Source organism: Actinosynnema sp. NPDC050801 (assembly GCF_040673975.1).
In the GTDB taxonomy this organism is placed as follows: Bacteria; Actinomycetota; Actinomycetes; order Mycobacteriales; family Pseudonocardiaceae; genus Actinosynnema.
Genome location: NZ_JBFAQZ010000013.1, coordinates 1 through 14094, shown reverse-complemented (window position 1 = coordinate 14094; position 14094 = coordinate 1). Strand labels below are relative to the sequence as shown.

Sequence of the window (14094 nt, the reverse complement as noted above, 5' to 3'; positions counted from 1 at the left end):
AACTCAGCCGAACACTGCGCGTGCGATGTCCTCCACGGTGCGCACCGGCGTCGTCGCCTCGGTGCCCAGCGGCTCGTAGTCGGCCGTCGAGTAGCAGCCCGACCCGTGCACCACGATGTCGCGCCCCTCCTCCACCAGGCCCCGGTCGATCGCGTTGCACACCCCGGTCAACGCCATCACCAGCGACCACTCGCGCAGCGTGCGCAGGTCGGCGGGCAGCGCGCACGCGCCGTCGCCCAGCAACGCGCGCAGCGCCGGGTAGCGGGCCACGCACTCGGCCAGCGACACCACGACACCGTCGCCGCCGAACGTGGTGATCAGGTCGTTCATCGCGGGCGAGGTGGCCGGGTGGTGGGTGTAGAACGTCGGGTCCAGCACCTCGCGCGGGTCGTAGGTGACCTCCGGGAACCGCGCGTCGGCCGACTGCCGGTACAGCCCGGTGGCGTCGTCGAGCCGGTAGTCCGGCCTGCGACCCTGGTCGAAGTCGCCGTGCCGCAGGTTGATCACCATGTCGGGCGTGCCGAGGTGCTGCACGAGCAGGCTCGCGGGCCTGGTCGACCGGTCAGCCATGCCCAGGTCCTCCAGCACCGCCCGGCCCTGGTGGTAGCCGAGGAGGCCGAACGCGCTGGACACGGCGTGCGCGTGCAGCCGGGGCGCCGCGCCTTCGGCGTCGGTCGGGTCGACGCGCTGCTCGAAGAACGCCCTGGTCACGTCGGCGGTGAGGTAGTTGTCCAGTTGCAGGGTGAACCACAGGTTCACGCCGTCCCGGCGCAGCGCGGCGGCGTGCCGGTCGACGAACTCCCGGCCCAGCGGCTTGACGCCTTCCGCGTTCGGGCCCCCGTAGAGCAGCATCGGGTTGAGCGCGCGCAGGCGGGCGTCGTCGGACAGCCTGCTCGCCCGCAGCTTCTGCCGGCACGACTCGGGCGCGAGCACGATCACCCGGAGCTGCTCCGGTTCGACCAGCCCGGCGTCGATCGCCCGCAGCACGGCGTCGCGCAGTGCGGTGCCCTTGTTCGCCGACGTCGGCGAGAAGATCACGACGGGTTCGCCGGTGCGGCGGATGTACTCGACGGCCCTGGCCACGATCAGCAGCGAGGCGAACGTCTTGGTGGTGCCGGTGCCGGGGTTGCCGGTCAGGTCGAGCAACGTCAACTTGTGGCCGCCGTACTCGCCGAACGGCCGCCAGCCCGCGGTCGCCGCCGACAGGAAGTCGCGGACGCGGTCGTCCAGGTCCGGTAACGCGAAGCCGGGCGAGAAGGCGGCCGGGTCGTCGACGGCCGGGCGCCGGTCCGGCACGCAGCGCTCGATCGCCCTCGGCAGCAGGTCGTAGAAGTCGACCAGCAGGTTCGCGGTGCCACTCGGCGCGGGCGCCGTCGTCACGGAATTCGGCATCAGACCGGCATCTCCACTCCACCCCGTTGCTGCACAACCGGTTCGCCGCGCAGTCGCTCCCGTAATGCGTTCAGTTCGGCCGTGGCCGCGGCCAGGTCGACGGTGCGGAACCCGTCGGCCAACCCGGGCAGGTGCTCGGCGACCTCGGGGCCGAAGACCACCCGGTCGCCGTCGACCACGACCCCGTCGGCCGCCGCGGCGCGCTGGTTGAACGCGATCGCGTCGGCCCGGCTCACCCCGGCGGGCAGGCGCAGTTCGATCGCCGTGCCCTCCAGCCTCACCGGGTAGCCGCCGGGCAGGCCGTGCGGTCCCGGCAGGTGCGTTTCGACCGGAGTCCCGCACAGCAGCGCGTCCAGCAGCACGGCGGCGGCGAACCCGGTGACCTGGTTCAGCTCGGTGCGTTCGGCATTCCGTTGCGCGGCCAGCAGTTCGCCGGGCGCGGTGATCGGCTCGTCGTCGTGCCAGGCGCGGACCTCGTCCACACCGTCGGCGGGTTCGTGCAGGTGGACGTGGTGGGCGAGCATCCGCAGCCGCCCCTGGTCGGGCAGCCCGAGTGCGGCCTGGGCGCTGGCGGCCAGCAGCGCGATGTTGCCGATGCCGCACAGCACCGGCACGTCGAGCGCGGCGAGCAGCGGGTTGACGGCGTCCGGGAAGCACCCGTTGACCAGCCACGACCGCTCGGGCAACGCGCGGCCGACCCGCAACGCGAGTTCGGCCTGGAACGGCAGCGTGATCCCGTAGCCGGCGCGTCCGACGAGCGCGGTCCACGCCGAGGGCGCGGTCAGCCGTTCCCACGGCGACTGGCTCGACGCGCACACCAGCGCACCGTCGACGTCGGCCACGGCCGGCTCGACGTCCCCGACGAACGGCGTGAAGGCGAGACCGGTGCGTCCGGCGGTCGCCGCGCGGGCGTTCGCGACGTAGCAGAGCTGGTTGACCTTGTCGACGCTCCGGCCGACCACGACGACCTCGACCGACGTGCGCCCCACCGCGGCCAGCGAGTAGCACACGGCGCGCGCCAAGTCCCCCGTGCCGATGACGGCGAGTTTGTGCACAGGTGCGCTCCCCCCAAGCAGCGTCACGCTCTCCCCAGAGCCGCTCGCACCACGGCGACCCGGAAAATCTGCGGCCGGTCGTGGCTGTTGACGGATGCTACATACCGTTGGGCCCCCCTGAAAGGCTCCTGTTCAGAATCGTTCGCGGGTACGCTCCCGCTCGGTTGTACAGAGTTGGGGGCTCGATGACGACCACGGAAGTCGCAGCGGCGTTGGCCGTGCTGCGTTGCTACAGCGGTTCGACGCGGGTGCGGTTGCTCGACGACGCCACGTCGCAGGGCACTCCCGACGGGCTGACCGGCATCCCGCCCGAGGCACGGCTGGTCGTCGTCGACGGCCGGCTGACGCTGGAGTTCGACGGTGTCGACGTGCCGGAGGCGTTCGCCCGCTGCATGGACGAAGACCTGGTCACGGCGTTCGGACGGCTGCACGCCGACCCGGATGCCGACCCGCTGCCCGAACCGGCGGCGGAACGGTTGGCGCCGCCCGCGCCACGGCCGGACGCGGGCGTCGACCGGTCCGTTCCGGAGGCGTTCTGGGAGCAGGTGGACCGGTCTCCCGAGCGGCCCGCCGTGATCGGGAACGACGCCGCGTTCACCTACCGCGAACTGGGCGAACAGGTGGCTCGCTACATAACCCTTCTGGGTGACATCACACCAGGCGACCGGGTCGGCCTGCTGCTGGACCACGGCCCGGACACCGTCGCCGCCATCCTGGCCACGCTCACCGCCGGCGGGGTCTACGTGCCGCTGGACCCGCGTTACCCGGCGCCGCGGCTCGCCGCGATGGTCGCCCAGGCCGAGGTGTCGGTGATCCTGACCAGCGCCGCGCACCGCCCACTCGCGGCCGGCTACGGCACGGCGGTCCTGGACGTCGCCGACGCGCCGGCGTCCGCGCCCCGCCCCGACCACCGGCCGCCCGCTCCGGACGCGCCCGCCTACATCCTGCACACCAGCGGTTCCACGGGTGTGCCGAAGGGGGTCGTGCAGACCCACCGCAACGTGCTGCACCAGGTTCGCCTGCACCACGCCAACCTCCGGATCACGCCCGACGACCGGATCAGCGTGGTGTCGTCGTTCAGCTTCGACATGGCGGTCACCGACACGTTCTCCGCGGTGCTGACCGGCGCGTGCTGCGTGCCGGTGGACGTCCGGGCGCTCGGGTTGGCCGGGCTCGCCGAGGCGTTGCGCACGCACGGGGTGACGATCTACCACTCCACGCCGACCGTGTTCCGGTACCTCACCGACTGCCTGGCCGGCTCGGTGCTGCCGGACCTGCGCGTGGTCGTGCTCGGCGGCGAGACGGTCACCCACGCGGACTTCGAGCGCTGCCGCGAACACATGCCGCCGCACGGTGTGCTCGTCAACGGCTACGGCGCGACGGAGATCAGCTTCGCGGTGCAGAACCACCTGCCGTTGAGCGGCGGGACGCCCGGGGACCACGGGGTCCTGCCGATCGGGTGGCCGCTGCACGGCGCGCGGATCAGCCTGGTCGCCCCGGACGGCACGCCGTCCGGGGTCGCGGGCGAGATCATGATCAGCAGCGACCACCTCGGGTCCTACTGGGACGATCCGGACGAGACGGCGGCGCGGTTCGACACCGATCACGCGGGCGTGCGCCGTTACCGCACGGGTGACCTGGCCCGGCGGCTGCCCGACGGCAGGCTGGTGTACCTGGGTCGGCGCGACCGGCAGATCAAGGTGCGCGGCTACCGGGTCGAACCCGGCGAGGTCGAACTCGTGTTTGGCCGCGTCACGGGTGTGGCCAGGGCCGTGGTCCTCGCGGACCGCCGTGGCGACGAGCAACTGTTGCGCGCGTTCGTCACGGGTCGGGATGGGTTGCGGCCGAACGAAGTCCGCTCGGCGGTGGCCCGCGTGCTGCCCGACTACCTGGTACCGACCACTGTGGACGTCGTCCCGGACCTCCCGCTGACGCCGACCGGCAAGGCCGACACCAGGGCGCTGCTGGAGCAGTACCCGTTGCGCTCCTCCGGTCCCACGACGCCGGCCGGTGACGGTCTGGAAGGCCGGATCGCCTCGGTCTGGGCCGACGTGCTCGGGCGGGGCGACATCGGTCGGGACGAGCGCTTCTTCGACATCGGCGGACACTCGCTGCTGGCCGCGACCGTCCACCACAGACTGGTCGAGAGCCTCGGCCGGTCCTTCCCGCTGACCGCGATCTACGCACACCCGACCGTCGCCGGACTGGCCGAGTACCTGGGCGCCGGAACGAAATCCGACCCCACCGCCCCGATCACCGACCGCATGGCCCGCCGCCGGCTCGACCGCACCCGACGCGGCACCCGCCGCTGAACGCCTGATCCGCTCGGTCACGTGCGGGAGTCCGGTTCTTGCCCGTGGTCCAGCGCGGAAAGTTGTTCCTGGACGCGCTGGGCGTCGTCGTGGCGTCCTTGGTTCCGGTACAGCTCCAGCGCTTCCCCCCAGACCGCGCGGGCCTCCTCGGTCTGGCCGAGAGCGGCATGGGGGTGGCCGAGCCGGTCGAGGGTGCCGGCGACCTCTGCGGTGTCGCCGAGGAGACGGCGTCCGGTGAGGGCCTGTCGGTAGTGGTGGATCGCCTGCCGGTGGTGTCCGGAGTGGTGGTCGATGTGGCCGAGGCTGTCCAGCGTGGCGGCCTCGCCGACGGTGTCGTGGTGGTGTCGGTGCAGGGTGAGAGCGGCCAGGCAGTGTCCGCGAGCGGTGTCGTACTCGCCCACGCGCGCGGCGAACCAGCCGACCCCGTTGAGCGCGCGGGCTACCCATGCCGGTTGGTCGAGCGTGCGGTAGAGGCGGAGGCTGCAGTAGGCGTGCTCCAGTGCCTGCCGGTCGTCCCTTGTGCCGCTCGAAAAGTCATCGCTGCTGTTCAAGTGGCGTGGCCGCCGGTGTCCGACGGCCTCGCCCGCACGCACACCACGGCCTCGTCCGAGGCCACCGACCTCGCCTTCGGCCCCTCACCGCCCACGGCCCCGGCACCGCCTACCAGGGCTTGATCGACAAACTCCACACCCAGGACGGCCTCGACACCATCATCGTGGCCAGCGCCACGAACCTGTTCACCGAGACCGCCGAGCAGGTCGTCGAGGACCGCAACGCCCCGGCGACGGCCGGGTCCGCTTCCGGAACCACGACGACGACCTCGGCTCGACCGCCTCGGCTGCGACCGACACCGACCACCGGCTCATCACCGGACTGGTCACCGACTACATCGCCACCCTCCCGCCCGACCGCTGACCGCTGACCGCTACGGCTACGGCTACGGCTACGGCTACGGGCGGAAGATGGTCAGCGTGGTCGGGCCGGTGAGGCTGGAGATCCCGGTGCCGGCGCATTGCAGGACGTCCGGCGTCAGGAGTACGGCTACCTGTTCCGCACTCGCGGGGGCGAACGTGCCGCTGGTGATCAGGCCCGTGTTGGTGATCACCGCCTGGCCGCCGATGTCGCTGACCGTCCAGTTGTACGCGAACGTCGTCGGCGCGGCCAACGGGTTGCTCCACGTGTAGGTGCGTGACGCCGCTCCCGCGCTGAGGAACGTCGCGCACGACACCGTGTCCGTGAACGTCTGGGCGTACGACCCGCCGGGCGCGCCGAGGTTCGTGCAGGCGGGGAAGAACCCGGTGAGATTTCCGGTCACCTCCTGCGGGGTGTTGGTGATGGGCGGGTCGTAGGTGACCGCCCACGTGCCAACGCAGACCTGGTCCACGGTGACGGCATGAGCGGCGCCGGTCGTGGCGAACAAGCCGCCCGCCGTGGTCAGCACCAGCACCAGGAAAGTACCGAACCTCCGTGACATGACACCCAGCCCTTCATCGATGGTTCCCCGACTCCCACCTTGTGTCGTATCCGATTCCGCGTCCCTCGGACACCGCTGTCAGGGCGGCCTACTCGCAGCCGATGCCGTTGTTGTCGCCGTCCAGCCGGTACACGTCCGGGCCGATGACGGTGACCGGCCGCGCACGTACGCCGGCCCGTCGCCGGAGCCGCCTTCGCAGTCGACGTCGCTCGCGATCGGCACGCACGGCGTGCAGCCGGCGCGGCAGCCCTGGTTCGGCGCGGGCGGCGGGGCCTGGGTCGCTGGGCTCGACTGCGGGTTGGCCAGGTGATACCGCCCGGACCGGCAGCGGATCACCAGACGCACCACCTGGTCGGTCCGGCACAGGCACACGGCGTGCCCGACTTCACTGCGGGCCCGGCCGAACAGCGACATGTACCGGTCGGGGCCCTCTTGGTCAGACTGCTGTGAGACACCTCGTGTGAGTGAGGTTCCTGACCAAGGGCGGGATCGGAGATCCTGGTGCTCGTGTCCACACCATCCGACAAGCAGTCCCGGCGTTCCTCGGGCGGGACGCCCGCCGGCCCGGCCGCACGCCCGTCCCGGCGGGCGTTCACCCCGGAGTACAAGCTCGCCGTCGTCGCCGAGTACGAGAACGCCCCGAACGGCGAGAAAGGCGCGATCCTGCGCCGCGAGGGCCTGTACTCCTCCCACGTCATCGAGTGGACACGGGCGCGCGACGCGGGCCGGCTGGGTGGCGAGCCGACGGAATCCGCGCCGTCGACGAGGAAGACGGCCGAACAGATCGAGCTGGAGAAACTCCGCCGGCAGAACGCGAAACCGACCTCCGACCTGGCGAAGACACGGATGGCGCTGGACATCATGGGAAAAGCACACGCGCTCTTGCAGGAACTCTCGGAGGGCACGGACGACGACAGGCCGCCGAGCTCGTCCTGACGACCGCGTTCACCGAACTGCGCGACGCGGACGTCCCGGTGACGAAGTCGTGCGCGTTGACGGGGATGTCCCGCGCGACCCATTACCGGCACCGCGGGCCCAGAGGGCCGGTACACGGCCCGTGGCCGCCCCGCAGCCCACCGCCGCACGCCCTGGACGCCGGCGAACGCGCCACGGTGCTGGAGGTGTTGACCAGCCCGGCCTACCGGGACCTGGCGATCCCGCAGGTGTGGGCGCGGGAACTGGACGAGGGCCGCTACTGGTGCTCGGTGTCGACGATGTACCGGATCGCCCGCGCCGCCGGGCAGGTCCGCGAACGCCGCCGCGTCGCGACGCACCCGACCCGCGTCCGCCCCGAGCTTCTGGCCCGCGGCCCAAGCGAGGTGTGGTCGTGGGACATCACCGCGTTGAAAGGACCGGTGAAAGGGGTCTGGTACCGGTGCTACGTCGTTCTGGACATCTTCTCCCGCTACGTCACCGGATGGCTGGTCGCCGCCGCGGAGCACGCCGTCGTGGCTCGGGACTTCCTCGCCGACGCCGTCGCCCGCAACGGCACCCGGCCGCACACCATCCACGCCGACAGAGGCGGCGCCATGGTGTCCAAGCCGGTCTCCGAACTCCTGGTCGACCTCGGCGTCCTGCGGTCGCACTCCCGACCTCGCGTCTCGAACGACAACCCCTACTCCGAAGCCCAGTTCAAGACGATGAAGTACATGCCCGACTTCCCCGACCGGTTCGGGTCGCTGGAAGACGCCCGCGCGTTCTGCGAGGAATTCTTCCTCGCCTACAACCACGAACACCGGCACTCCGGCATCGGGATGCACACCCCCGCGTCCATCCACTTCGGAACCGCCGAACAGATCCGCGACCAACGCCAGGTCACCCTCGACCGCGCCCACACCCGGCACCCGCAACGCTTCGCACGCCGACCGCACCCACCCCGGCTACCCGAGGCGGCCTGGATCAACCAGCCCGTCGGGCAACCGCAACCGGCCCCGTAACACAACCTGTCTCATTCACCTTGACAACTACCGGGGGTGCTGCTTCACAACGGCGATCGCGACGACCTGGTCGGCAAGCCGCACGTGCCCCGCCTCCGGCACCCCGGCTGCACCGGTGCCCGCGTGGCGAGGTACCGGGTACACGAGCGGCTCCTCTCGCCGGAGCACTTCGGGCGCGGCGTGCGAGCGCGAGGCCGGGACCCGCATAGAGCGCATCATCTTCAGACAGCATTAGGCTTTGACCAGAGCGATCAGTCGCGCTTTACGAGACCCTGTCCCAGCAACTCGTCGAGCCGTTAATTAAAATAGTGACCATAGAATCGGACCAACGCTTCCGGCGACGCGGAAAACACTTCCCCACTACAACAGATGACCGCTGACAGCGACCAAGCTGGGTCAAGCTCATTTCGCTGAGCGAAAGTTGGAGTGGGAAATTTCCCACCCTTGCCCCGCCCGGCGGGACCAACTGGCCGGTGACGTGATCTTCATGTTCCAGCCCGGCGAGGAGGAGTGGGACGGCTCCGCCGCGATGATCGCCGAGGGCGTGCTGGACGCCACGGGCTCGAAACCGGCCGCCGCCTACGCGTTGCACGTGTTCAGCGCCGCCGTGCCGCACGGGCTGTTCACCGCCCGCCCCGGCACGACGATGGCGGCCTCCGACGGGCTGGAAGTCACCGTCGTCGGCTCCGGCGGGCACGGCGCCAGGCCGCACCGCGCGAAGGACCCGATCCCGGTGGCGTGCGAGATCGTCACCGCACTGCAGACCCTGGTCACGCGCCAGTCCGACATCTTCGACCCCGTGGTCCTGACCGTGGGCTCGTTCCACGCCGGGAGCCGCCGCAACGTCATCCCCGACACCGCGCGGTTCGAAGCCACCGTGCGCACGTTCTCCGCGCAGGCCAAGGCCAGGATCAAGGACGCCGCGATCACCCTGGCCCGGTCGATCGCGCAGGCCCACGGCCTGCACGCCGACGTCACCTACGTCGACGGCTACCCGATGACCGTCAACGACCCGCAGGAGGCGGCCTTCGTCGGCGACACGATCACCGACGTCCTCGGTGAGCACCGCTTCCGCCCCTTGACCAACCCGCTGCCGGGAGGCGAGGACTTCTCCCGGGTCCTCCAGCAGGTCCCCGGCGCGTTCGTGCTGCTCGGCGCGGGCAGCGGCACCACCGACAACCACTCCCCCCTCGCCGAGTTCGACGACGCGGTGCTGTCCGACGGCGCGACCGTCCTGGCCGAACTCGCCCTGCGCCGGTGCAGCAACGCGTGAGCGGTCAGCGGTTGGGTTCGGGTAGCCAGTCGCGGCTCGGGTCGTACTCCAGCCAGCGGTTGCGCGCGGCTTCGGCCACGCAGGCGCTCACCAGGGCGCTCAGCAGTGGGTGGCCTGGTGAGCGCCACAGCAATGACCAGGCGTAGAGAGGTGTCGGTTCGACCAGCGGAATCTGCCGGATCCCCGGTGACTCCGGCAACAGCACGTCCGCCGGCAGCAGTGAGAAGCGGCGCGGTGAGGCGGCCACGTCGGCGAGGAAGTAGTCCAAGCCCAGGTTGGTGCCCTCGGCGTGGTCGCGGATGTCGAAGTGCTGGGCGAAGCGGCGCAGGAAGTCCAGCCGGTCCAGTGCTCCGGGGGTCCACAGCACACTGTCGCGCAGCTGCTCGGGCCGCAACGCGGGCTCGGCCGCCAGTGGGTGGTCCGCGCCGAGGATCGCGTCCACCGGCTCCACGCGCACCAGCCGGTGGGTCAGCCCGGCGGGCAGGGGCGGGTGGACGCGACCGAACGCGACGTCGATGTCGCCGTGCAGCAACGCGGTCGCCACCGACGGCAGGTCGCGCCCGTGCCCCAACTCCAGCCGCACGTCGCCGGCACGTGCGGTCACCTGCGCCAACGTGCGCATCGGCGCGTACAGGTGCCCCCACACGTCCGCCCGCAGCGGCCGGCTCGCCTCCCGCACCGCGGACACCGCCAGGTCCGCCGCGGCCAGCGCCTGCCGGGCCGGCAGGCTCACCAGTCGGGTCGTGAAAGCGTGCACCGCGTTCGCGCCGGGGGGCGACCGACACCCGGGACTTGCTGCCACGCGGCGTCTCGAAGGCGACCGTGATCGGCACCTCCTCCACGTTGGCCGCGCGCACCGTGACGACCACCTTTCCGGCCTCGCAGCGGGTGCCGGCCGTCAGCTCGACATCGAGTCACGGCGCCTTCAGCGTTCCGAGGCGGGCGAGCTGATAGCTGAGCGCTCGCTCGGGGGCGTCGATCTGGTTCTGCGTGCCGACCACCCCTGCTGCCACGGTTCGCGCTTCGGCGAGCGCGTCGAGCATCGCCGCCCACGCTTCGACGGGGTAGTCCCCCGAGTCGAGTGATTCGGCGTAGGCGATCGCGGCATTCAGGTCGCCCTTGTCGAGCGGCTGGTTCTGCGACGTCAGCGTGTCGCTCAGCAGGAAGCGGTCGAAGTCGACGTGGCCGCCGGTCTGCTGGGTCGCGTAGTTGAACAGTGCCAACCTGTGTCCCATGAAGTGGATCGATCCGCCGAACTCGAGCGGCCCGACGGCGTTGCCGAGCTTGGTCCAATTGATCCCGTCCATACTGTAATAGAAGGTCGTGTAGAGCTGCTCCGGACTCCGGGCGAAGTCCAGATCCGCCTTCAGGTGTACCTCCGCGGTACTCCCGAGCGCCGTAGCGGTGCCCGGGAGGAAGCTCTCAATCGCCGACTGGTCGATCGATGGGGTGAAGGGACGTCCGCGATGGACGACTCCCACCGTGTTCACCCCGTTCACGCGCTTGACCGCGATGTAGGAGAAGTCGTGGCCGAACGCCGCAAGACCGGCGACGTCGCCGTTGTTCATGCCCGAGACGTCCAGCTTCGTCTCGGCCGACTGCCGGGGTCCGAAGGAGCGCTGTGAGAGCGTGTTGCGAGCTTCTTCGAGCCAGGTGAGCTCGCCACCGGGGCTGCGGTGGGTGTACGCACCGGTCACGACCTTGCCGGCCGTCAACCGCAGCCACCCCTGGCGGTCAGTGAGCGACCAGTACCGATTGTCGGGCGTGTGGTTCCATTCCCAGGCCAGGTCGAGGTTCGACCCGTTCGGGGCGATTTCATCGGGATGCGGCGGCTCGGCGGCCGGCCGCCCGACGAGTGAAACGTCATCGACCTTGTAGTCCATGAGGTGCGTGTTGGGGTCCGACGACGGATTGCTCACCCAGGGGGTCTCGATGAAGATGCGGACATCGGAGAGAGCCTGCGTCGCGGGAATCGTGAACGACCCGGACACCTTGCCCCAGCTCCCGCGGGTCACGGCGGTGGCGGGCGAGAGGTTGGTGAAGGTCGTGTTGCTGCCGCCGTACCGAGCGGTGATGAGGAACTGCTTGGTCGCCGGGCTCGCGGGGTTGTCGTACTTGACCCATGCCGAGACGTCGTACGTGACGCCGTGCTGCAGCTTGCCGGTGACGTTCTGCGCCGGCCCCGATCCCGTGGCGTTCCTCCCGGTGACCGCGAGAGCCGTCGAGCCGGTGTGTGCGTCGGTCGTCGTCGAGAGCGTCGCGCCGTCGTTGGCGATCCAGCCCGCCGTGCTTCCGGACTCCACGCCGGGATTGCCGAAGAGTTCAACGCCGACCAGCGTCTCGTCGATGTCGGGTGGTGTCGGCACCGTCCACCGCTCGTCCTGGTAGGCACGGTGCGGTGCATCGTTGTCGAAGTCGTCGGACACGACGATGCTCTTGAGCCGCTCGAAGCGCTCCTGCTCAGGGGTGAGCCTGATCGGCTTCTGGAAGACGCCGTCGACCGGCACGACGCCGTTGTTGCCGAAGGTCGGCCACCCGTCGCTCCAGGTCGCCGGGATCAGCGCCGGAATGCGACCGACCGGATACGAGTCGCGGAAGAAGAAACCATACCAGTCGTCGTCGCCCGCGCCATTCGAGATGGGCACGAGGCTGCCCTGGGCGAATCCGTTCGAGTTCAACGCTCCACGGGACTCGTAGGGCGCCGGGGTAGCCGCGAGGCGCCCGAGCAGTTCGGCCGAGCGGAACATGACGACCTGCCGACCGTCGCCGGGCCAGGTGATCATCACCACGTAGTAGTAGCCGTCGATGAACGCCACCTGGGCGCCCTCAAAGATCGTATCGCTGCCGATGTACGGCTTATCCGCGTAGTCGCTGCGCCGGATTACGTCCGGAAAGTCCTGCTCGACCGCCGTCAGCGTCGGGTTCAGCCGAACCGCGCTGGCGCCACCGCCACCGTAGAAGATGTACGGCGTTCCGCCGTTGGCGTCGTCGAAGAAGAGCGAAGGGTCGTGGAAGCCTCGACCGAACGCCGTCTTCGTCCACGCTCCGTTCTCGATGTCGTCAGTGCGGTAGAGGAACGCGCCGCCGAGGTTCAGCGAGTTGATCAGCACGTAGTAGGTGCCGTCGTGGAAGCGGATCGACGAGGCCCACTGTCCCTCGCCGTAGGAGTTCCGGCCGTTGCGCAAGGACGCGGCATCACTGATGTCGAGGCGATCGAACGCGTAGCTCACGATCTCCCAGTTGACGAGGTCGTACGACTTCATGATCGGTGCGCCCGGGCTGAGATGCATCGTCGTGCTGACCATGTAGTAGACGTCGCGCCCTTCGTCGTTCTGCGACGCGGGGACGCGCTCGACACTGACATCCGGCACGTCGGCGTTGAGCATGGGAACCGCGTAGGTGCCCTCGCCGGTGTCCGTCGTCGTGTACGACGAATCGGGATTCCATCCTTCGGCGACGCGGACGAGCTGCCACTGCTGGTTGCCGCCGCCCCAGTCGCCGTATTGCACGACGCCGGCGCCGTCGTTGGTCGCCGCGTTCTGGACCTCGACCGCCTTGTTGCTGTTGCGGTTGATCAGGCGCACGTAACCGCTGTCGGAGTCGGCCAGCCGGAACTGCTGGTTCGTGCCGTTGTGGTCCGTCCACTGCTGGACCTTCGCGCCATCGGCGGTCGACCAGTTGCCCACTTCGAGGACCTTGCCGGAGTTCTTCGACTTCAACCGGTAGTAGCCGCTACCGGAGTCCACGAACTGCCACTGCTGGTTCGCTCCGCCGTGACGAGCCCACTGGTGGATCGCCGCCCCATCGGCGGTGGAAACGCCGGACACGTCCATCGCCTTGCCGCTGTTGCGGTTCACGAGCACGTACCAGGCGGTGGTGTCCACCGTGGCGGCCGACGCCGACGTCGTGACCACCGTGAGCAACCCGCCCACGAACGCCACCGCCGCCGCGGCGGCCAACCCCGACCGCAAACGACGACGCCCCCTCGCGGCGCGCGCAAACCCAACCGACATAGCGTCTTTCCTCTCGTCATTGAGGATCGCCGACACGATGCGGGCCGCATCGGCGCGGACGCCGACGACACCCGCGCACGGCCAACTGCCCGGAAAGCAACCTGTTAGCGCTAACATCCTTCGAAGACGATCCGTGTGCAGGGAATACGTAGGGGTATAGAGGCGATGGATGTTAGGGAACCAACGGCGGTGTGACCGAACGCACCACGTGGACTGTGAACGATAACATCGGCCTCGTCAAGATGTAACGGGAAGGTTTTCGCAGGAAGTCTCGTAGGGCCTCGCCGAACTCGGCGTCCGTCAAGCCGACCCTCCGCCTTTCGCTGACCGTTGATCAAGGCTGCGAGCCGGGTAGTCGATCTCGGGGAGGTCCGCCGGAGTTCGCGGGCACGCCGATGGCCCGGCGTGTTGACCGGGAGTCCTCCGCCGACTGCTCGTCGGGGCGTGGGCCGGTGTTCAGGTGATCGGTCGCGGGAGCGCGGTCAGCCGGGTGAACGCGTTGACAGGCCTCGACCACAAGCCTACCGGCGTAAAACCGGTGGCTGAGGTTGTCCCCGAAGACCGGACACCGGATTTCATGCCACGAGGGCGAGACCTTGACGATAGCCGACACGGACTTCGTGCGGAGTGCGGTAGCT

The 14094-nt window shown here is 69.9% G+C and carries 10 protein-coding genes and 1 pseudogene; 4 read left to right on the top strand and 7 right to left on the bottom strand.

Annotated elements, in window-relative coordinates:
- Positions 1-3 precede the first annotated feature (3 nt).
- Positions 4-1392, bottom strand: coding sequence for a DUF6002 family protein (locus tag AB0K14_RS26345; RefSeq protein WP_360455624.1), 1389 nt, complete (start codon positions 1390-1392; stop codon positions 4-6).
- On the bottom strand, positions 1392-2447 hold the full coding sequence (locus tag AB0K14_RS26340; RefSeq protein ID WP_360455621.1) for a hypothetical protein: 1056 nt from the start codon (positions 2445-2447) through the stop codon (positions 1392-1394). The genes AB0K14_RS26345 and AB0K14_RS26340 overlap by 1 nt, the downstream gene beginning before the upstream one ends.
- A 185-nt stretch (positions 2448-2632) precedes the next feature.
- On the opposite strand from AB0K14_RS26340, the gene AB0K14_RS26335 reads away from it, so the two are divergent.
- On the top strand, positions 2633-4759 hold the full coding sequence (locus tag AB0K14_RS26335; RefSeq protein WP_360455618.1) for a non-ribosomal peptide synthetase: 2127 nt from the start codon (positions 2633-2635) through the stop codon (positions 4757-4759).
- Between the two features lie 17 nt (positions 4760-4776).
- On the opposite strand, the gene AB0K14_RS26330 is transcribed toward AB0K14_RS26335, so the two are convergent.
- The 3 genes from AB0K14_RS26330 to AB0K14_RS26320 all read right to left on the bottom strand — a co-directional run bounded on the left by AB0K14_RS26330 (position 4777) and on the right by AB0K14_RS26320 (position 6233).
- The gene (locus AB0K14_RS26330; protein ID WP_360455615.1) at positions 4777-5310 is read right to left on the bottom strand and encodes a tetratricopeptide repeat protein; all 534 of its coding nucleotides are present in this window, start codon (positions 5308-5310) and stop codon (positions 4777-4779) included.
- A 109-nt stretch (positions 5311-5419) separates the two neighbouring features.
- Positions 5420-5569, bottom strand: coding sequence for a hypothetical protein (locus AB0K14_RS26325; protein ID WP_360455612.1), 150 nt, complete (start codon positions 5567-5569; stop codon positions 5420-5422).
- Positions 5570-5708: 139 nt separating this feature from the next.
- Positions 5709-6233 (bottom strand): hypothetical protein, encoded by a 525-nt coding sequence (locus tag AB0K14_RS26320; RefSeq protein ID WP_360455609.1) that lies wholly within the window; start codon positions 6231-6233, stop codon positions 5709-5711.
- Between the two features lie 507 nt (positions 6234-6740).
- Here AB0K14_RS26320 and AB0K14_RS26315 point away from each other — a divergent pair.
- From AB0K14_RS26315 to AB0K14_RS26305, 3 genes and pseudogenes are all read left to right on the top strand, one after another.
- On the top strand, positions 6741-7169 hold the full coding sequence (locus AB0K14_RS26315; protein ID WP_360455911.1) for a transposase: 429 nt from the start codon (positions 6741-6743) through the stop codon (positions 7167-7169).
- Complete coding sequence (locus tag AB0K14_RS26310) at positions 7166-8170, top strand: IS3 family transposase (RefSeq protein WP_360455905.1); 1005 nt, start codon at positions 7166-7168, stop codon at positions 8168-8170. Before AB0K14_RS26315 ends, AB0K14_RS26310 begins: the two co-directional genes overlap by 4 nt.
- A gap of 451 nt (positions 8171-8621) precedes the next feature.
- Positions 8622-9443, top strand: a pseudogene (locus tag AB0K14_RS26305) (M20 family metallopeptidase); the annotation flags it as partial.
- A 4-nt stretch (positions 9444-9447) separates the two neighbouring features.
- Here AB0K14_RS26305 and AB0K14_RS26300 read toward each other — a convergent pair.
- Complete coding sequence (locus tag AB0K14_RS26300) at positions 9448-10176, bottom strand: LysR substrate-binding domain-containing protein (RefSeq protein ID WP_360455606.1); 729 nt, start codon at positions 10174-10176, stop codon at positions 9448-9450.
- A gap of 181 nt (positions 10177-10357) precedes the next feature.
- Positions 10358-13375 carry an RICIN domain-containing protein gene (locus AB0K14_RS26295; RefSeq protein WP_360455603.1) on the bottom strand — a complete coding sequence of 1006 codons (3018 nt, stop codon included), beginning with the start codon at positions 13373-13375 and terminating at the stop codon, positions 10358-10360.
- Between the last annotated feature and the right edge of the window lie 719 nt (positions 13376-14094).